This is a genomic window from Halomonas sp. EF61 (genome assembly GCF_040147045.1).
In the GTDB taxonomy this organism is placed as follows: Bacteria; Pseudomonadota; Gammaproteobacteria; order Pseudomonadales; family Halomonadaceae; genus Halomonas; species Halomonas litopenaei.
The window spans coordinates 1906461-1924324 of record NZ_JAMSHM010000001.1 but is presented as its reverse complement, the minus strand read 5'-3'; the positions used below and the strand labels follow the sequence as shown (position 1 = coordinate 1924324).

Below are 17864 nucleotides of genomic sequence, written 5' to 3'. Positions count from 1 at the left end.
CCTCTATACCCGTTCGATCAGGGTGGCGATGCCCTGGCCCACGCCCACACACATGGTGCACAAGGCGTAGCGCTTGCCGCTCCTGTTGAGCTCGTGGGCGGCGGTCATCAACAGGCGCGCCCCGGACATGCCGAGCGGATGGCCCAGGGCGATGGCCCCGCCGTTGGGGTTGACCCGGGGATCATCGTCGGCGACGCCGAGGTCGCGCAGACAGGCCAGGGCCTGGGCGGCGAAGGCTTCGTTGAGCTCGATCACGTCGATCTCATCGATCGTAACGCCGCTGCGCTCGAGCAGCCTGCGCACCGCCGGGACCGGGCCATAGCCCATGATGCGCGGTTCCACCCCGCCGGTGGCCATGCCGACGATACGCGCCATCGGCACCAGGCCATGGCGCTCCACCGCCGCCTGGCTCGCGACCAGCATGGCACAGGCGCCGTCGTTGACCCCGGAGGCGTTGCCGGCAGTGACACTGCCATTGTCCTTGAAGGGGGTCGGCAGGGCGGCCAGCTTCTCCAGGGTGGTACCGGCGCGAGGATGCTCGTCGATGTCGAACACCAGCGGCTGCTGCTTGCGCCGGGGGATCTCGATGGGGGTGATTTCCTCGGCGAAGCGACCCTCCTGCTGGGCCCGCGCGACCTTTTGCTGGGAGCGTACGGCAAAGGCGTCCTGATCGGCGCGGGAGATGTCGAACTGTTCGGCTACATTCTCGGCGGTCTCGGGCATCGAGTGGGTATCGTGAAGCTTCTTCATCAGCGGGTTGACGAAGCGCCAGCCGATGGTCGTGTCCTCGATCTGCTGCCCCCGGGAGAAGGCGCCTTCCGCCTTGCCCATGACGTAAGGCGCCCGGGACATCGACTCCACCCCGCCGGCCAGGGCCAGATCCATCTCGCCGGCCTTGATCGCGCGCATGGCGGTGCCTACCGCATCCATGCCGGAGCCGCACAGACGATTCATGGTGGTACCGGGCACCGAGGTCGGCAGACCCGCCAGCAGCGCCGACATGCGCGCCACGTTGCGGTTGTCCTCGCCGGCCTGGTTGGCACAGCCCATGAAGACCTCTTCGATGGCGCCGGGATCAAGCTCTGGCGCCTGGGCCAGCACCGCCTTGAAGATGTCGGCGGCCAGGTCGTCGGGACGCACGCTTGCCAGGGTGCCACCGAAGCGCCCGATGGCGCTGCGACGGGGATGACAGAGAAAGACGTCGGTCATGTCGGACTCCTTGGTCACCCCGCGCACTGGCGCGGGGTGTGTCGGGGAAGGGGCGAAATGGAGGTCTGGTTGGGGCTGACGGGCCGGTTACTGGCCGCTGTGGGCACGATCGGTGCGCGCCTTCAGCTCACGCAGCACCTCGAGCTCATGGGCACTGGGGACCGGCGTGGTCTCGAGTTCGGCGGCGAAACGAATGTCCCAGCCGGTGGCCTCCTGGACCTGCTCGCGCGTCACGCCGGGATGCAGCGAGACCACCGTCAGTTCACGATCCTCGGGGTCCGGCTTCATCACGCACAGGTCACTGATCACGCGAGTCGGCCCCTTGCCGATATTGGGTACACCGTCGCGTCCCTTGCCGTCGCGGCCGAAGCCCAGGGTGGTGATGAAATCGACGTCACGCACGAAGGCCCGCGGCGAGTGCTTCAGGGTGATGAACACTTCACCTGCGTTGGTAGCGATCTCCGGCGCCCCGCCGCCACCGGGCAAGCGTACCTTGGGTGCGGTGTAGTCGCCGATCAGGGTGGTGTTGAGGTTGGCGTAGCGATCGATCTGGGCGGTTCCCAGAAAGCCCACACTGACCTTTCCGCCCTGCAGCCAGTAGCGAAACATCTCCGGCACCGACACCGTGGTCAGCGCCGACTCGCACAGCTCGCCATCGCCGATCGACAGCGGCAGCACGTCCGGCCTGGTCTGCAGGGTGCCGGATTCGTAGATCAGCACCACCTCGGGGGCATGGGTCAGCCGCGCCAGGTTGGCGGCCTCGGACGGCAGGCCGATACCGACGAAACAGGTCATGCCGTTTTCCAGCGCCCGGGCGGCGGTGACCGTCATCATCTCGCTGGCGCTGTAGTCGATTGCGGTGCTCATCGGGCGTCCTCCGCGGTGTTCATGATGTTGTCGTCGATCCAGCGGGTGAAGGCGTCACGGTCGCGGGCGATGGCGTCCCACTCCTTGTAGAAGCGGTTGTCACGCGGGTAGTAGCCGTGGGCGTAGGACGGCAGCGAGCCCTTTTCGGCCACGGCGATGGCGTCGATGGCCCAGCCTGGGATCACACAGGCGTTGGGGTGGGTGTCCAGGTCATCGACGATCTCCTCGACGGTGACGATGGCGCGGCTGGCTGCCAGCACCGCTTCCTTCTGCACCCCGATGATGCCCTCGACCAGCACATTGCCGGCACGGTCGGCCTTCTGGGCGTGAACGATAGAGACGTCCGGGCGCACCGAGGGCACCGCCGCCAGGCGCTCGCCGGTGAAGGGGCACTCGATGAACTTGATCTGGTCATTGACGTTGGGCAGCTCGCTGCCGACGTAGCCGCGCAGCACCGCCAGCGGCAATCCGGCGGCGCCAGCCTCGAAGGCGCAGGCCATGGCGGCGTGGCTGTGCTCGAGAATCTCGACCTTGTGGGGCCAGCCCTTTTCCACCGCATCACGCAGGCGATGGAGCGAGCCGACGCCAGGGTTGCCCCCCCAGGAAAAGATCACCTTCTTCACGCAGCCGGCACCGATCAACTGGTCGTAGATCAGGTCCGGGGTCATCCGGATCAGGGTGAGGTCGCGCCTACGCTGGCGAATGACCTCATGCCCGGCGGCGAAAGGAATCAGGTGGGTAAAGCCTTCCATGGCGACGGTGGCGCCGTCATGGACGTAGCGCCTTACCGCTTCGTCAAGACTCAGGATCTCGGCCATGTGGGTTGCCTCTGTTAACGATGAACCAATGCGGTGGACAGAACAGCCTTGTTCGCTATGTGAACGTAGGTTTGTTATACGAACAAGTTACTGCCGATCGTCAGGGCCGTCAAACGCAAAAAGGGCGGGAACGGCATACGCCGCTCCCGCCCCTTCTCGTTCTTCTACCTATCAATCAACGTGTTAGCGTTGCTCCAGCCACTCCCTGGCCTTGCTGACCTGTTGTCGACTGCTACCAATGTATAACGCCGGATCGGTGGCGGCCTTGAGCTGCTCGACACTGATATCGAGGGGCTGCCGGGGAGCCTCACTGCTCTGCTCTGCGGTGGATGGCTCGCCCGCCTCCGCCTTCAGCACCTCGTGCAAGACCTCGTGATAAGGACGCCCCTGGCGGCGCGCGGTCTCGGCAGCCTCGGCCGCCAGCGCCTTGACCCTGTCGCTGCCGAGGTGGGGTGTCAGCAGGCGCGCCACCGGCTCGGCCATGATCGCGCCGCCGGTCAACGCCAGGTTGGCGGCCATGCGCTCAGGATGTACTTCGAGTCCTTCCAGCAGGGTTGCCGCCTGCTCCAGCGCCCCTTCCACCAGTAGCACCGACTCGCTGAGCGGCGCCCACTCGGCGTGCCACTCGCCGAGGCCTCGTTCCAGCGGCTGGGCCACGGCACCGATGATCACCGTGGTGTGGCCGTGCACCCGACGCGACGCGCCGCGAATCAGGGCGCAGCGTACCGGATTGCGCTTGTGCGGCATCGACGACGATTCGCCCATGCCAGGGGCGCTCGGCTCGCTGACTTCGCCAACCTCGGTCTGGGTCAGCAGGGCGACGTCCAGCGCCAGGCTTTCCAACGCCCCGGCGACGGCGTCCAGGGCGGTCTGCAAGGCATGGATCGGCTGGCGGTCGGTATGCCAGGGCAGTACCGGGCAGGACAGGCCAAGCTCCTCGGCCAAGGCCTGCATCAGCTCGAGCCCCTGTTCCCCCCAGCCCGAGTGCACCCCCACTGCACCGCCGAACTGCACCGGCAGTCCTTCGGCGGCGATATCCCCAAGCCGGCGTCGCGCGCGCTCGAGCCCAATGCCCCACTGGGCCGCCTTGACCCCAAAGGTCATCGGCAGCGCTTGCTGCATCAGGGTACGGCCGACCATGGGCGTCTGCTCGTGGTCACGCATCAGCGCGAGAACCGCGTTGCGACAGCGCTCGAGCAGGCCATCCAGGCTCGCCAGGCGTGGCGTCAGCAGGTGCATCAGCGCCGAATCCACCACATCCTGGCTGGTCGCCCCCTGGTGCCAGCACGCCTTGAGCTCGTCCGGCAACGCCGCTCGCCCGGCCTTGACGAAGGGGATCGCCGCGTTGCCGCCGCTGGCGATACCCCGGGCGATGGCCGCGGTGTCAAAGTCGTGATGCTCAAGCGCCGCCGCCATGCGCCCGGCGCTGCCCGCTGGCAGTGCGCCGACACCTTCCTGGACGCGCGCCAGGGCGAGTTCGAAGGCCAGCATCGAGGCCACCAGGTCATCGTCGCGACAGGCTTCCAGGGCACTCTGGCTCATGAATGGATGGCTCAGCAGGGCGTCGGACATGGCAAGGTTCCTCTTCTTCTGGGGAGCGAATGGGGCGTATCGACCGGGGCGAGTTCAAGGGGATAGCAGCAAGGAGGCAACGACAAGGACACGCGATGGCGACAGCATGGCCGCCCCACCAATAGTCGCACAGGTGTTCGCACCTCGAACAAGCATGCTAGATTATCGACAACACGGGAGCAAACCGTCGCCCACAGAAGACGAATGTCTTCTTGCTGCCATGACATCGGGGGCCGTATCCGGACGCTGCCCTGCTATCATCGTCGCTCGGGCTGTACAACGCTCTCACGTCGTGGCGCTCGATCACTGCAACACTAGATCTTAGTGACACTCGAATCTGAAAAAAGGACACCTCGATGGATACGGCACCGGCCGACGCCGCCCTGAGCCCGGATGACCGCGACTTCGTCACTGCCCTCGCCAGCGGCCTCGACGTCATTCTGGCCTTCGACGAGGCCCACCCTCGGATGACCTTGAGTGAGGTGGCGACGCGCACCGGCATGAACCGTGCCCGCGCCAGACGCTTTCTGCTGACGCTGCATGCCTTGGGCTATGTGCGCAAGGACCATCGCCACTTCGAGCTGGCGCCGCGGGTGCTCAAGCTCGGCTACGCCTTCCTGTCCGCCAACAATTATCAGCACCTGATCCAGCAGGTGCTCGAGGACATCACTACCGAAAGCGGCGAATCCTCTTCTCTTGGGGTACTCGACGGAGATGAGGTCACCTATGTGGCGCGCTCGGCGTCGCGCCAGCGGCTGATGGCCATCACCCTGTCGGTGGGCACACGGCTGCCCGCCGCCTACACCTCGATGGGGCGCATGCTGCTGGCACAGAAGACCGACGACGAACTGGATGCCTTTATCGAGCGCACCACCCTCGAGCGCTTCACCGACAAGACGATCACTGACAAGGCTGAGCTCAAGCGCGCCATCCTCCAGGCTCGCCAGCAGGGCTATGCCATCGTCGATCAGGAGCTGGATTCTGGGCTGCGTTCGTTGGCAGTACCCGCCTTCGACGCCAACGGCGAGCTGATCGGTGCGATCAATATCAGCACCAATGCCGCCAGAATCGACCACGACACCTTGCTTGAGCGCTACCTGCCGCTGCTCCAGGGCAAGGCTCGCCAGATTCGTGCCAACGTGAGCTGATCGTCCTTGTCTGAGCGCACCGGGGACAGGCGCATATGGGGAAGTATGACAATGGCAGGGAGGCCTGAATGCTAGCGATACTCTCCATCACCACACCGATCTTTCTGCTGATCGGCGTCGGCTTTCTGGCCCGGCGCTGGAACCTGGTATCGCCGGTGCAGCTCTCCGGTGTCGCCAACTTCGTGCTGTACGCCGCGCTGCCGGCACTGATCCTCGGCGCCCTGACCCGCAACTCGCTTGGCGAAGTGATCAGCCTGCCGCTGCTGGCAGCCTACGCCCTGGGTTCCGTGGCCACCTTCGTCGCCTGCCTTTGGCTGCCGCGCAATCGCCAAAAGAAGTCCCCCACCGAGCGGGCCATCCAGGCCCTTGGCATGTCCGCCTCCAACAGCGGCTTTGTCGCCTACCCGATCGCTGCCCTGGCGCTGGGTCAGGCGGCGGCGGGTATCATCATGGTCCACACCATGATGGTCGAAATCCTGCTGGTGATTCCCGGCGCCCTGGTACTGGCCGAGGTCGGTCAGCAGCGCGACACCCGCGCCGGTGATGCCCTGCGCCAGACCCTGACCAGGCTTGTCCGCAACCCGATCCTGATCTCGCTGAGCCTGGGGCTGGCACTGGCGGCACTGGGAATACGCCTGCCGGCGACGCTGGATCGCACCATCGAGCTGCTGGCCGGCGCCGCCGGGCCCGCTGCGCTGTTCGTCATCGGCGGCACCCTGTACGGCCTCAAGATCCGCGGCATGGTCAAGGACATGGGCCAGATCATGCTCGGCAAGCTGGTACTCCACCCGCTGCTGGTGCTGGGCATGCTGCTGGCCTTCCAGACCGTCCTGGCGCCCTTGCCCCCCCTGATCTTCGCCGGCGCCATGATCTTCGCCGCCTGCCCGATGATCAGCATCTACCCGCTGATCGCCCAGCGCTTCGGCATGGAGGGCGTGGGTGCCGCCGCCCTGATGGCAAGCACGCTATCAAGCTTTGTGACTCTTAGCGTTGTCCTGTGGGCGCTATCACACACCGGTCTGATGCCGCTGCTTGGCTGACACCATTGCGCTGCCGACGAGTGACTGAGGCCTGATGCCCAACCCTGGCTGACTCGCTGGCGACGGGCCCCTGGCTCACGTACCATGAAAGGCATCATTTAGCTTGCTACTTTTTTGTCGGCGCAGAATGTCGCCGTCCCGCTTCGACCGCCAACGGCCCGCCATGTCCACACCTTCATCGACACCAGACACTACGCCCCTGACGTCGCCACAGGCCCTCAACCGCGACCGGCCGATGAAGGGCATCGCCTTCATGCTGGCGGCGGGGCTCTTGTTCTGCATGCTCGACACCGGGGTCAAGACCCTGGCCCAGGACTATTCGCCGGTGCAGGTGGTTTGGGCGCGCTACGTTGGCCATATGCTGGTGCTGACCGGCTACCTGGTCTATCTGGGACGTGGGCCGGGCATGGCCATGCTCAAGACGTCATCCCTGGGCGGACAGTTCGTTCGTGGCCTGCTGCTGCTGGGGGCCAGCACCTTCGCCTACCTGGCCTTTCGCACCCTGCCGATCCTGCAGGTCTACGTCATCAACTTCAGCTCGCCGCTGCTGGTGACCCTGCTGGCGATTCCGCTGCTCAAGGAGCGGGTCGGCTGGCGCCAGTGGCTGGCGATCCTGGTGGGCTTCGGTGGGGTGGTGATCTGCGTGGGCCCGGTGGACTGGCGCGCCAACCCGGCGATTCTGCTGCCCTTCGGCCTGACCGCCTGTTTCGCGCTCTACCAGCTGTCTACCCGACGTTTCGGGCGCGAGGACCATCCCCTCACTTCGCTGTTCTACGCGGGCCTTGCCGGCGCCCTGGTCAGCTCGGCGGTGGTTCCGGCCTTCTGGACCCCGGTGGCATTGGGTGATCTGCCGCTGTTCGTCTTTGTCGGCCTGATGGGCGCGGCCAGTCAGCTCACGCTGATCCTGGCCATGCGCTATGCGCCGGCCTCGCTGGTCTCGCCCTTTCTGTACCTGCAGATCGTCTGGGCGGCGCTGTTCGGCTTCATCTTTTTCGGCGACGTGCCACGCCCGGAGACCTGGATCGGCGCGGCGCTGATCAGCGCCGCCGGCATCACCCTGGCGCTGACTCGGGGGCGCGATCGCTGATCCGGCGTCAGCCCTTTCTGATCACTGCATCCAGGGCGGCGTGGTAGCCCTGACTGCCGAGCCCGGCGATGACGCCATCGGCACGCAGCGAGACGTAGGAGTGGTGGCGGAAGCTCTCGCGCTTGTGCACGTTGGACAGGTGCACCTCGATCACCGTGCCGTCGAAGGCGTTCAGGGCATCGAGGATCGCCACCGAGGTGTGGGTATAGGCCGCAGGGTTGATGATGATGGCGACGGTGCCATCGAGACGTGCGGCATGGATGGCGTCGATCAGCTCACCTTCGTGATTGCTCTGGCGACTGGCGAGCTCCCAGCCTTCAAGCACGGCGTGCTCGCGCAGCGCGTTGTCGATTTCGGCCAGGGTCTCGTGGCCGTAGATCTCGGGCTCTCGGGTACCCAGCAGATTGAGGTTAGGGCCGTGCAGGACCAGTACCTTGCCACTCATCAAGGATTCTCCTTCAACAGTTCACGCCGTGGGGGGCAAAAAGAGAGACGGCCTGCTCGTTGGCGGCACGCTTTCGCTCATCCTCACAGAACTGCTTGAAGGCGTCCACGCCCAGGACCACGAACCGGCTGGCGCGAACAGGCAGCGAGGTGCGACGCTTGAATCCACGGTCATGTCGCTTCACCAGCTGTTTGCCCTGTTGCCCTGGCGTGCCTCGCCCTCTTGCAGTGTGCCACTCGAGCGGGGCTGGACCCCGCCGTCATTCACCCCTGTTCAGGCTCCAGCCAGGCTTTCCAGGCGTCGATGATGGCTCGGCGGTGGTCCTTGAACGCCTCGACGTCGCCCCGGGCGCTTTCCCGCGTCAGCGCAGCGCGGTGGTTGGCGCTGCGCGCGGCCAGGTAGGCGTCGCGCAGCGCCTGGGCCTCGTCGGCCTCGAGATGGTCGGTCTCCTCCAGGGTCTCGAGGATGCGCATGTTGTCGCTGAAGCGCATCAGCTCGGGTGTCTGGTGAGACAGTGCCAGCACCGCGTACTGGCACAGGAACTCGATGTCGACCATGCCGCCGGGGTCGTGCTTGAGGTCGAAGGTATCGTCGGAGCCCTTCGAGCCCAGGTGATCGCGCATCTTGTGGCGCATCTTGACCACCTCCTCGCGCAGCGCCTCGCGATCGCGCTCGCGGCCGAGGATCTCCCGGCGCACCTCTTCGAAGCCTTCGGCCAGGGTCGCGTCGCCGGCCACCACCCGGGAGCGCACCAGCGCCTGGTGCTCCCAGGTCCAGGCCTGCTCGCGCTGGTACTCGGCGAAGGCCTTGAGCGGGCTGACCAGCAGACCGGAGTTGCCCGAGGGGCGCAGCCGCATGTCGACCTCGTAGAGCGAACCGGCCGGCGTCACCGCCGACAACAGGTGGATGATGCGCTGGCCCAGCCGGGTGAAGAACACGGTGTTGTCGATGACCCGCTTGCCATCGGTCTCTCCCTGGGAGGCGCAATCGTGCAGGAACACCAGGTCGAGATCCGAGCCGTAGCCGAGCTCGATGCCGCCAAGCTTGCCGTAACCGACGATCAGAAACTCCGGTGCTTTACCGGCACGCTCGCCGTCCTTGCCCAGCGGATAGCCGTGCTTGCGGGTCAGGGTCTTCCAGGCCATGGCCAGCACGGCGTCGAGGATCACTTCGGCGATGTAGGTGAGGTAGTCGCTGACCTTCATCAGATGGCGGGTGCCGGCGATGTCCGAGGCCGCCACGTGCAGCACCTGGGCGTGCTTGAACACCCGCAGTGCCTCGAGCTGGGCTTCCTCGTCGTCCTCGGGAATCCGTGCCAGGGTCTGGCGCAGCTCGTCGGCCAGGCGTTCCTTGTCCGCCGGGGTGTAGAGGGTATCCGGGGTCAGCAGCTCGTCGAGCAGGATCGGGTAGCGGGCGATCTGTTCGGCGATCCAGGGACTTGCGCCGCACAGCTTCATCAGGTGGCCCAGGGCGTCGGGGTTCTCGCGCAACAGCGCCAGGTAGGCGGTACGCCTGAGCACCGCCTCGATCAGCGGCAGCACCCGCTCAAGCGCCGCATCCGGGGCCTCGCTCTCGGCCACCGCGTCCAACAGCAGCGGCATCAGTGCATCGAGGCGCTCGTAGCCTACACGCTGCATGGCCTGAACCTGGCGTGACCCGGCCAGTCCCTTGATTCGCTTGAGTGCGGTGGCGGCATCGTCGAAGCCGGCGTCCTGCAGTGTCGCCTGGGCCTCGTCATCGTCCGGCTCGCCGCGCCATAGCTGGCGCCAGGTATCGAGACTGGCGCCTTCGTCGACGCCATCTTCCTCGACCTCGTCCTCGGGGTCGCTGATGACCGCGTCGAAGTGCTTGCGCACCCGCCCACGCACCTCATCCAGACGCGCCATCAGCGCCGGCCAGCCCTGGGCGCCCATCGCCAGCGCCACCCGCTCGCGGTCGAGGTCGTCGTCGGGCAGCGCCTGGGTCTGGCGGTCCTCGAGGGCCTGGATGGCGTGCTCCAGGTCGCGCAGAAAGGCGTAGTCCGGCAGCAGTTCGTCGATCACCTCCTGGGGCAGCAGGCCCAACTCCGGCAGCCGCTGCATGGCGGTCTTCAGCGAGGTCACCTGCAATTCCGTATCGCGCCCGCCGCGAATCAACTGAAACGCCTGGACGATGAACTCCACCTCGCGGATGCCGCCGGGCCCCAGCTTGATATTGCCCTGCATACCCTTGCGCCGGACCTCGCGATTGATCATCGCCTTGAGCTCGCGCAGCGACTCGATGGCGCCGAAGTCCAGGTACTTGCGGTAGACGAAGGGGCGGATGCTCGACAACAGCTCATAGCCGGCGTCGATATCGCCGGCCACCGGGCGCGCCTTGAGCATGGCGTAGCGCTCCCACTCGCGGCCCTGATCCTGGTAGTAGCCGGCCAGCGACGAGAAGCTGCCGACCAGGGGCCCACCGTCACCCAGCGGGCGCAGGCGCATGTCGACGCGAAAGACGAAGCCGTCGGCGGTCACCGGGTCCAGCGCCGAGATCAGCTTCTGCCCGAGTTTGGTGAAGTACTCGACGTGGTCCAGCGACTTGCGCCCACCCTGGGTCTCGCCCTTCTCCGGGTAGGCGAAGATCAGATCGATGTCGGACGACAGGTTCAGCTCGCCGGCGCCCAGCTTGCCCATGCCGAGCACCACCAGGCGCTGTTCGCTGCCGTCCTCGCGCGGGGCAGGACGCCCCCAGCGGGCCTCGACAAAGCGCTCGAGCCAGCCAAGCGCCCCTTCCAGGCAGACCTCGGCCAGGCGCGACACCGCGGCACCGGTGGCCCAGGCGTCGACGCCCTCGGGGCGGTTGATGTCGCGCCACACGATGGCCAGCATGCGCGCGGCACGAAAGCGCCGAATCGCCGCCTGCACGGCGGCTTCATCCTCGGCGGCCTCGAGGCCCTCGTCGAGCAGCTGCCTGAGCGCCTCGGGCGTCAAGGCACGATCCAGCTCACCGCTGGAGTCCAGGCAACCCAGCCACTGGGGATGGCGACACAGGGTCTCGCAGGCGAACTCGGAGATCGCCAGCACCCGGGCGAGCTCGACCCGACGATGGGGCTCCAATGCCTGATAAAGTTCGCCGGGGGGCTCATTGCCGCTCATTTCGGCGACGTTGTCTGCCTGTTCGAGCCGCGAGGCAAGGCGCTCCCAGGCGGCATCCAGGGCACCGACAAGGGCGGTGGGGATGTCGTCTCGGGGCAAGAAATCCTGGCTCAGCTGCATGGCGGCTCTCCTTGTTCACTCGTCGCCCCCGTGCGCAGATCACGGCGGGCCTGGGCCTGTGCTCCTCCCCTGAGCATACTCAAGCCCGGGCCTGTGAGCACGGTCCCTTGGGCCATCAGGCAAGCCCGGTCGTGTGAGCACGGCCGCCTATGCCATCAGGAACTTCTCCACGGCCAGCAGCCCCCAGGTCAGCCCCGCCATCGCCAGCGACAGCATCACCGCCGCCGAGCCGATGTCCTTGGCCCGACCGGACAGCACATGGCGCTCGGGGCCGATGCGATCGACCACGCTCTCGATGGCACTGTTGAGCAGTTCCACGATCAGCACCATGAAGCAGCTACCGACCAGCAGGATCCACTCCACCGGGGTGTCACCGATCCACCAGGCCAGCGGTACCAGCACCAGGCACAGCGCGAGCTCCTGACGGAAGGCAGATTCGTGACGAAAGGCGGCCCGCAGGCCCTTGAGCGAGTAACGCGTCGAGTGAATCAGGTGGCGCCAGCCGGTGTGTCCGGGCTTCATGAGGGTTCCTCGTGGCGAAAGGGGCGCTCCCGGCCCCTCAGTGGTTGGCAATCATGCGGTCGAGATCCAGGGATACCAGGTCAAGCACCCTGGCCCAGCTGATGTAAGGGGTGTTGGCGGTGCCGTTGACCAGCACGGTGAAAACGCCGAAGCGGTGGCTGGCGGTACGGAAGTAGCCGGTTACCGCGCGTACCGCCACCGGCTGATTGAGGGTGCCGGTCTTGAGCGTCACGTGGCTCTGGAAGGTCGGCGAACCGCGCCGGATAAAGCGCATGGGGCCGTTGGTCGGGGCCTGCAGGCCGGCGTTGAACACCGGGAACAGGTCCGCCCGCCCGAACATGTACTCGAGCAGGGCGTTGCCGCCCTGGGCCGAGATCTTGTTGCCGGTGGTCAGGCCGCTGCCGCTTTCCAGGGTCACCTCGCCGTGGCCGGGCACCCGGGCGACGAAGGCCTCCAGCGCCGCACCGGCCTGATCGAGTTCGACCCGCGGCCCCTCCACCAGATCCAGCGCCAGCACATCGGCCATGTAGTTGTTGGAGTAGTTGAGCATGCGCAGCAGGATCTCCTGCAGCGGCTTGCCGTCCACCGCTGCCAGGCGACGGGCGCCGCCGGGGGGCGCCTCGCTGCTGGTGGCCACGCCGCCTTCGACGAGGATGCCGGAGCGCGCCAGCATGGCGTTGAGGGTCGCCGCCGTCTGGGCCGCCGGATCGGCGCTGGCACGGTAGACCTCTCGCGGCAGGGCGTTGGACGAGATCTGGCCGCTGACCGTCAGGGTCTCGCCTTCGGCGCCATTGACCCGGGTCGCCTGCAGGCTGGTGCCGGCGTTGGCGCCCTGGGTGGTGACCCTGTTGTTGACCGCGAACAGCGGCGCCTGGCTGTTGCAGCCGGTGATACGCGCCGGGCCGCCGACGGCGCCAGGCGCCACCTGCACGCACCAGCTACCGTAGTTGACCCCGGCCGACGTCAGCAGCGCGCTGTAGGCGTTGTCGGAGCGCTCGCGGGCGGTGCAGCGATCGATGGTCCGGCAGGTCACCGGACCGAAGCGCCATTGACTGACCACCAGCCGTCCGGTCACCCGGCGCACCCCGGCCTGGTGCAGACGCTGGGCCAGGCGCCACAGGTCCTCGCTGGTCAGGCTGGGATCGCCTCCCCCCACCATCACCAGATCGCCGGCCAGGGTACCGTCGCTTCCCGGGCGCGCGGTGCTGACGAGCTCGGTGGTGAAACGATGCTGCGGGCCCCAGGCATCCAGCGCCGCTGCCGCGGTGTAGACCTTGGTCACCGAGGCCGGGGTGAGCTGGCGCTCCGGGGTCAGGCTGCCGAGGGTCTCGCCGGGCGCATCACCGGTGCCGAGCAGACGTGCCTCGGCACTGATCAGAAAGCCCTGCTTGGATAATTCGGCCAGATTGCCGAAGCCGGCGGCCTGCGCCGAGGCGGCGGACAACAGCGTGAGGCACAACGCCACCAGGGCGGAAACGAGGAGAACGGGCCAGGCGAATGGCGAGCGAGGCGACATGAAGACTTCCCTGCGATGAACGGGCGTTGCGCCCATGCGGCGCAACGAGGGCCGAGTCTACCGCCTGGCGTCCAAGGATTCGACTATAGCTTGATGACATGACCACGCCGCGCTCTACGCCACCGGGCCGGCGGCGGATCGGTGACGATTCTCACAATCCTCGGAGAACCACCCGCCTAATTCGACCGACGTCACCCGACGCACGACCGCGCGTATCGACGAGCAGAAACAGCGCCAGCCAAGCACAGCCTGCAGTGGCTAAGCCAGGAAAATACCAGCATGCTGAGAAGCGACTTGCATTCGTGGAGAAAGGCCATGCGCGGGATCCTGTACGTACTGATCCTTGGCACCATGCTTGGCAACGTCGTACTCGACAGCAGCGCACGTGCCCAGGAGGCGCCGAGCGTCGAGGGCACCCAGACGATCGCGGTCTCAGAGCGCACCGAGGATGCCGATATCGAACGTCGATTGACCGGCATTCTGGCCTCGGCCGGCTGGTATCGTAGTCTCGCCGTCGAGGTCAAGGAAGGCATCGTCTACCTGGACGGTGCGACGGCCTCGGGGAACCACCGCGACTGGGCCGGTTCCCTGGCCGCCAAGACCGAGGGCGTTGTCGCCGTCGTCAATCGCATCGAGGTGCAGCCCGAATTCACGCTGTCGCTGACGCCGGTCATCGACGAACTTGGGCGCTTTGGCCGCGAGGCGTTGACCTATGTACCGCTGGCCTTGCTGGCGCTGCTGGTGCTGCCGCTGGCCTGGCTGCTTGCACGCCTGGTCTCGGCGCTGGCCAGGCGCCTGTTGCGCAAGCGTGTCGCCTCGCCCTTTCTACGCCAGGTGCTGGCCCGTGCCATCGCCCTTCCTGTGTTGCTGCTCGGCATCTATCTCATCCTGCAGGTCGCCGGGTTGACCGGCCTGGCGTTTTCCGTGGTCGGCGGCGCCGGCATGATCGGCATTGTCGTATCCTTTGCCTTTCGCGACATCGCCGAGAACTTCCTGGCCACGCTTATCATGTCGATACGCCAGCCCTTTCGTCGCGGCGACTGGATCACCGTCGCAGAGCACAGCGGAATCGTGCAAAGCATGAACGCCCGCTCGACGGTGCTGCTGTCTGCCGAGGGCAATCATATTCAGATTCCCAATGCCACGATCTTCAAGACGATCGTCATCAACTACTCCACCTCACCAGGCCTCAGGACCAGCGTCGATATCGGCATCGGCTACGATGACTCTGTCACCCATGCCCAGACGCTGATCCATCAGGTTCTGACCGCGCACGAAGCGATCATCGCGCACCCCGAACCCATGGTACTGGTCGATGCCCTTGGCGCATCCACGGTCAATCTCAAGGCCTACTTCTGGTTTGACGGCCAGACCATCGCCGGCGTCAAGCTGCGCTCGGCAGTACTGCGCCAGATCAAGAACACCTTGACCGAAGCCGGTATCTCGATGCCGGACGAGGCCCGGGAAATCATCTTTCCCCAGGGTGTACCCGTCGTTTCCCCATCGGAAGTCTCCGCCGTCGAGCCGCCTCAGGGAGTCGCGACACCGGCCACGCCAGCACCGAGCAACGTCGTCCCGGCCAGCGACAATGCCGACGTCACCAGTGCCGAAGGCGGCCTCGAGACCGAACGCCGGGCCATCGAGCAGTCCATCGGCACTACGACGCCGCCGGAAGGCCGCACCGACCTGCTGGGCGGCAACGACTCAACCCGGTCACACGACGAACCACCCCATCAGTGAGAGGACACCGAGGAAAACAGCTGAATGACAGCGACACCTCCCACGATCATGGCCAATCCGATCACCGCGGGAAGGTCTGGCTTCTCGCCGTAGACCACGATACCCACCAGGGTCACCAGCACGATGCCAAGCCCCGCCCAGAAGGCGTAGGCGATGCCTACCGGCACGCTGCGCAGCACCAGTGACAACAGATAGAAGGCCGCCAGGTAGCCGACCACCACCACCACGCTTGGCCACAGCCGGGTGAACTCGTTGGAGGCCTTGAGCGCTGAGGTGGCGATGACCTCGGCCACGATGGCGAGCGCCAGGTACAAGTAGCTCATCCGTTTGCTCCGTGGAGTCGACGTTCGACGATGCGGTCGAACAGGGAATTGAAGACCATGGCATAGACCAGAAAGAACAGCATGAAGCCGGCGTCGAGCCAGAATGCCTCGACCAGGCCGATCTCCATCCACCAGGCCACCGCCGGCAGGGTCATGATCAGAAGCCCGGTCTCGAAGCCCATGGCCTGGGCAAAACGCTGGGACAGGGTGCGCCGACGGGTCGGTAGCCAGCGATCGAACAGCCAGTTCCAGACCAGGTTCCAGAGCATGGCGGCGGTGGCCAGCCCCGCCGCCAGCACGCCCATCTCGCCCAGACCGTGGCCTGTCAGCACGCTGGCCAACGGGGTCACGATCACCAGCCCGCCGAGTTCAAACGACACCATATGGATCAGGCGTTCCTTGAGCGACCGCATTTGACTACCCCCGCCGACGGCGTGATGACTATCGATGGATCGCTATTCTAGTGACTTGGACGATGGTTGCCAGGTAGCTACTATCAGGTTTTACGATAGGTGAGACCCACCCCATGCACTGGACCCTGGATCAGCTGCGCCTGTTCATCGCCTGCGCCGAGCGCGGCTCCTTCTCCGCCGCGGCGCGCCACCTTGGCCGCGCCCAGTCGGCAGTGAGCACCGCCATCGCCCATCTCGAGCTCGATCTGGCCTGTGAGTTGTTCGACCGCAGTTCGCGCTCGCCAACCCTGACCCCGGCGGGTCAGGCGCTACTGCCGGAAGCCAGGGCGGTGCTGGCCCAGTGCGAGCGCCTGAATGCGCGAGCCGCGACCCTGTCCCAGGGCGAGGAGGCCCAGCTGGTGGTGGCGATCCACGAGGCGCTGGTCGAGATGCCACCGGTGGATGCCACCCTGGAGGCACTGGCGCAACACTACCCGGCGCTGTCGCTGACCCTGCTCTACGGCGCCCAGGGCGACGTCGCCGACTGGGTCGAACAGGGCACCGCCCATCTCGGCATCCTGTTGAGCCAGGCCCACACCGCCGGCCCGCTGGAGGGTCAGCGTATCGCCCACCTGCGCCAGCGCTGGGTGGCGGGTAGCGACCACCCCCTGGCCAGCGTCCACTCGGTGACCCGTAGCGAACTGGCCCATCATCGCCAGCTGATGATCGCCTCGCGCCAGCCAGACCGTCAGGCCGAACAACCGTTGAGCCCCCAGCACTGGCGACTCAACAGCTTCTACTCCATGGCCGAGTTGACCGCCCGCGGGCTTGGCTGGTCGCTGGTACCGGAGCACATCGCGCACTATCCACCCTTCCGGCGCCAACTGGTCGAGCTGACCGGACCGGGCCTCGGCGAGCCCCCCACCATCGAGGTGGAGACGGTGGCCCGCCGCGACGCCGCCCGTGGCCCCATCGCCAGCTGGCTCGCCCGTACCCTTGGCGAAAGCTTCCGCGCGCTGGAGCACAGTTCGTCCCGATGAGCCATGTGCCGTGATCACCCCCTGGTAGAGTGGCGGCCTGGGAGTCGGCGAGTGGCCGCTTACATGCCGGGCATCAGCCCCGGGCGATGGTCAAGGTTGACGACCAGATGCCACAGCGGCTGGTGGTGCTCATGGTACTTGCGCTCGAAGTGGGTGAGCGGGTCATCGCCGGGGTCGAAGGGCCCCAGCGGTGTGGTGACGCCGGTGGCCCGGGACACGGCGATGGCGAACTCCTCGATGTACAGACGCCAGTTGGAGCGCACCTCGAGACGTCCGCCCAGGCCGACGATGGCGGGAAATACCGGATGCCCGTGCCAGCGCAGCTTGAGCTGCACCGACTTGGGATAGGGGTTGGGGTACAGCAGGTAGTGGCGCTCCGGTCGCCAGCCTTCGGCCAGCGCCAGCCGCCAGAAGTCGACCAGGTCGGCGCGCACCAGCAGGGCGTTGTCCGGCAGCCGGCCGTGGTCCCGCGACAGTCGATCGGCGCTGCGATCGACGCCGATCACGCAGTGCTCGGGAAACCGCTCGGCCAGCTTGCGGGTCGACAGCCCGACCCCGCAGCAGGCGTCGAGAATAAGCCCTCGCTCACCCTGAGCCCTGCGCCAGGTCTCGGCCTCGGCGAAGGCTTCACGGGTGTGCTCGGCCAGCGGCTTGCGCCAGACATGGGACAGACCGCGACTGACCCGACGCGGCAGGTCCTCGTGGGGACCGGTCTGGTTCGAGGTGACGATGCGGGGGGCGTCGGACATGGGCGATCTCGGGCAGTGGAAACGGCGAGGCGAAGACCTGGTCTTGCCCTGGCATGCAGTGTATCAAGTGCCTCACGCGTAAGCAGGGGCTTACACCGCAGGACTCGTCCCGCCTTCACCATTCACGTTGTCGAGCGAGACCGGGCGCGAGCCCCGG

Annotated in this window: 16 protein-coding genes; 5 read left to right on the top strand and 11 right to left on the bottom strand. The window is 66.5% G+C overall.

Translation table 11 applies throughout. From position 1 onward, the window contains the following. Positions 1–3 precede the first annotated feature (3 nt). From pcaF to NFI08_RS08505, 4 genes are all read right to left on the bottom strand, one after another. Positions 4–1209, bottom strand: a complete 1206-nt coding sequence (gene pcaF / locus NFI08_RS08520) for a 3-oxoadipyl-CoA thiolase (protein WP_108131170.1) — start codon at positions 1207–1209, stop codon at positions 4–6. 87 nt (positions 1210–1296) lie between these two features. Continuing rightward, on the bottom strand, positions 1297–2076 hold the full coding sequence (locus NFI08_RS08515; protein WP_108131169.1) for a CoA-transferase subunit beta: 780 nt from the start codon (positions 2074–2076) through the stop codon (positions 1297–1299). After that, a complete protein-coding gene (locus tag NFI08_RS08510) occupies positions 2073–2894 on the bottom strand; it encodes a CoA transferase subunit A (protein WP_108131168.1) in 822 nt (273 codons plus the stop codon). Before NFI08_RS08510 ends, NFI08_RS08515 begins: the two co-directional genes overlap by 4 nt. 183 nt (positions 2895–3077) lie before the next feature. After that, the gene (locus NFI08_RS08505) at positions 3078–4466 is read right to left on the bottom strand and encodes a class-II fumarase/aspartase family protein (RefSeq protein ID WP_349588600.1); all 1389 of its coding nucleotides are present in this window, start codon (positions 4464–4466) and stop codon (positions 3078–3080) included. A 356-nt stretch (positions 4467–4822) separates the two neighbouring features. Between NFI08_RS08505 and NFI08_RS08500 the strand changes: the two genes are divergently transcribed. The 3 genes from NFI08_RS08500 to NFI08_RS08490 all read left to right on the top strand — a co-directional run bounded on the left by NFI08_RS08500 (position 4823) and on the right by NFI08_RS08490 (position 7741). Continuing rightward, positions 4823–5614 (top strand): IclR family transcriptional regulator domain-containing protein, encoded by a 792-nt coding sequence (locus tag NFI08_RS08500; protein ID WP_108448464.1) that lies wholly within the window; start codon positions 4823–4825, stop codon positions 5612–5614. 68 nt (positions 5615–5682) lie between these two features. After that, entirely contained in the window at positions 5683–6654 is a 972-nt protein-coding gene (locus tag NFI08_RS08495; RefSeq protein ID WP_045991421.1) for an AEC family transporter, read from the top strand. Positions 6655–6817: 163 nt separating this feature from the next. Then, on the top strand, positions 6818–7741 hold the full coding sequence (locus NFI08_RS08490; RefSeq protein ID WP_213230036.1) for a DMT family transporter: 924 nt from the start codon (positions 6818–6820) through the stop codon (positions 7739–7741). Between the two features lie 7 nt (positions 7742–7748). Here the strand turns inward: NFI08_RS08490 and aroQ are convergent, their stop codons facing one another. The 4 genes from aroQ to dacB all read right to left on the bottom strand — a co-directional run bounded on the left by aroQ (position 7749) and on the right by dacB (position 13463). Then, positions 7749–8189: a type II 3-dehydroquinate dehydratase gene (gene aroQ / locus NFI08_RS08485; RefSeq protein ID WP_349588595.1), complete on the bottom strand. Its 441-nt coding sequence runs from the start codon at positions 8187–8189 to the stop codon at positions 7749–7751. A gap of 260 nt (positions 8190–8449) precedes the next feature. Next, complete coding sequence (gene glnE / locus NFI08_RS08480) at positions 8450–11425, bottom strand: bifunctional [glutamate--ammonia ligase]-adenylyl-L-tyrosine phosphorylase/[glutamate--ammonia-ligase] adenylyltransferase (RefSeq protein WP_349588592.1); 2976 nt, start codon at positions 11423–11425, stop codon at positions 8450–8452. Between the two features lie 147 nt (positions 11426–11572). Continuing rightward, the gene (locus NFI08_RS08475) at positions 11573–11947 is read right to left on the bottom strand and encodes a diacylglycerol kinase (RefSeq protein WP_045991417.1); all 375 of its coding nucleotides are present in this window, start codon (positions 11945–11947) and stop codon (positions 11573–11575) included. 37 nt (positions 11948–11984) lie between these two features. Next, positions 11985–13463, bottom strand: coding sequence for a D-alanyl-D-alanine carboxypeptidase/D-alanyl-D-alanine endopeptidase (dacB, locus tag NFI08_RS08470; RefSeq protein ID WP_045991416.1), 1479 nt, complete (start codon positions 13461–13463; stop codon positions 11985–11987). A 315-nt stretch (positions 13464–13778) separates the two neighbouring features. On the opposite strand from dacB, the gene NFI08_RS08465 reads away from it, so the two are divergent. After that, positions 13779–15203, top strand: a complete 1425-nt coding sequence (locus NFI08_RS08465; RefSeq protein WP_253555152.1) for a mechanosensitive ion channel family protein — start codon at positions 13779–13781, stop codon at positions 15201–15203. Here NFI08_RS08465 and NFI08_RS08460 read toward each other — a convergent pair. Beyond that, entirely contained in the window at positions 15197–15526 is a 330-nt protein-coding gene (locus NFI08_RS08460) for a DMT family transporter (RefSeq protein WP_045991415.1), read from the bottom strand. The two genes, NFI08_RS08465 and NFI08_RS08460, sit on opposite strands and share 7 nt — an antisense overlap. Then, positions 15523–15939, bottom strand: a complete 417-nt coding sequence (locus NFI08_RS08455) for a PACE efflux transporter (protein ID WP_052704233.1) — start codon at positions 15937–15939, stop codon at positions 15523–15525. The genes NFI08_RS08460 and NFI08_RS08455 overlap by 4 nt, the downstream gene beginning before the upstream one ends. 113 nt (positions 15940–16052) lie before the next feature. Between NFI08_RS08455 and NFI08_RS08450 the strand changes: the two genes are divergently transcribed. Beyond that, on the top strand, positions 16053–16958 hold the full coding sequence (locus tag NFI08_RS08450) for a LysR family transcriptional regulator (RefSeq protein WP_222568317.1): 906 nt from the start codon (positions 16053–16055) through the stop codon (positions 16956–16958). A 59-nt stretch (positions 16959–17017) separates the two neighbouring features. Here NFI08_RS08450 and trmB read toward each other — a convergent pair whose 3' ends face one another. After that, positions 17018–17707 carry a tRNA (guanine(46)-N(7))-methyltransferase TrmB gene (gene trmB / locus NFI08_RS08445; RefSeq protein ID WP_045991412.1) on the bottom strand — a complete coding sequence of 230 codons (690 nt, stop codon included), beginning with the start codon at positions 17705–17707 and terminating at the stop codon, positions 17018–17020. Positions 17708–17864: the final 157 nt, after the last annotated feature.

Bases quoted from the DNA above. Each gene is read 5' to 3' on its own strand.
- NFI08_RS08505 (WP_349588600.1), bottom strand. From the start codon at position 4,466: ATGTCCGACGCCCTGCTGAGCCATCCATTCATGAGCCAGAGTGCCCTG.
- trmB (WP_045991412.1), bottom strand. From the start codon at position 17,707: ATGTCCGACGCCCCCCGCATCGTCACCTCGAACCAGACCGGTCCCCAC.
- pcaF (WP_108131170.1), bottom strand. From the start codon at position 1,209: ATGACCGACGTCTTTCTCTGTCATCCCCGTCGCAGCGCCATCGGGCGC.
- NFI08_RS08495 (WP_045991421.1), top strand. From the start codon at position 5,683: ATGCTAGCGATACTCTCCATCACCACACCGATCTTTCTGCTGATCGGC.
- NFI08_RS08465 (WP_253555152.1), top strand. From the start codon at position 13,779: ATGCGCGGGATCCTGTACGTACTGATCCTTGGCACCATGCTTGGCAAC.
- NFI08_RS08510 (WP_108131168.1), bottom strand. From the start codon at position 2,894: ATGGCCGAGATCCTGAGTCTTGACGAAGCGGTAAGGCGCTACGTCCAT.
- NFI08_RS08475 (WP_045991417.1), bottom strand. From the start codon at position 11,947: ATGAAGCCCGGACACACCGGCTGGCGCCACCTGATTCACTCGACGCGT.
- NFI08_RS08455 (WP_052704233.1), bottom strand. From the start codon at position 15,939: ATGCGGTCGCTCAAGGAACGCCTGATCCATATGGTGTCGTTTGAACTC.
- NFI08_RS08490 (WP_213230036.1), top strand. From the start codon at position 6,818: ATGTCCACACCTTCATCGACACCAGACACTACGCCCCTGACGTCGCCA.
- glnE (WP_349588592.1), bottom strand. From the start codon at position 11,425: ATGCAGCTGAGCCAGGATTTCTTGCCCCGAGACGACATCCCCACCGCC.
- NFI08_RS08515 (WP_108131169.1), bottom strand. From the start codon at position 2,076: ATGAGCACCGCAATCGACTACAGCGCCAGCGAGATGATGACGGTCACC.
- NFI08_RS08460 (WP_045991415.1), bottom strand. From the start codon at position 15,526: ATGAGCTACTTGTACCTGGCGCTCGCCATCGTGGCCGAGGTCATCGCC.
- dacB (WP_045991416.1), bottom strand. From the start codon at position 13,463: ATGTCGCCTCGCTCGCCATTCGCCTGGCCCGTTCTCCTCGTTTCCGCC.
- NFI08_RS08500 (WP_108448464.1), top strand. From the start codon at position 4,823: ATGGATACGGCACCGGCCGACGCCGCCCTGAGCCCGGATGACCGCGAC.
- NFI08_RS08450 (WP_222568317.1), top strand. From the start codon at position 16,053: ATGCACTGGACCCTGGATCAGCTGCGCCTGTTCATCGCCTGCGCCGAG.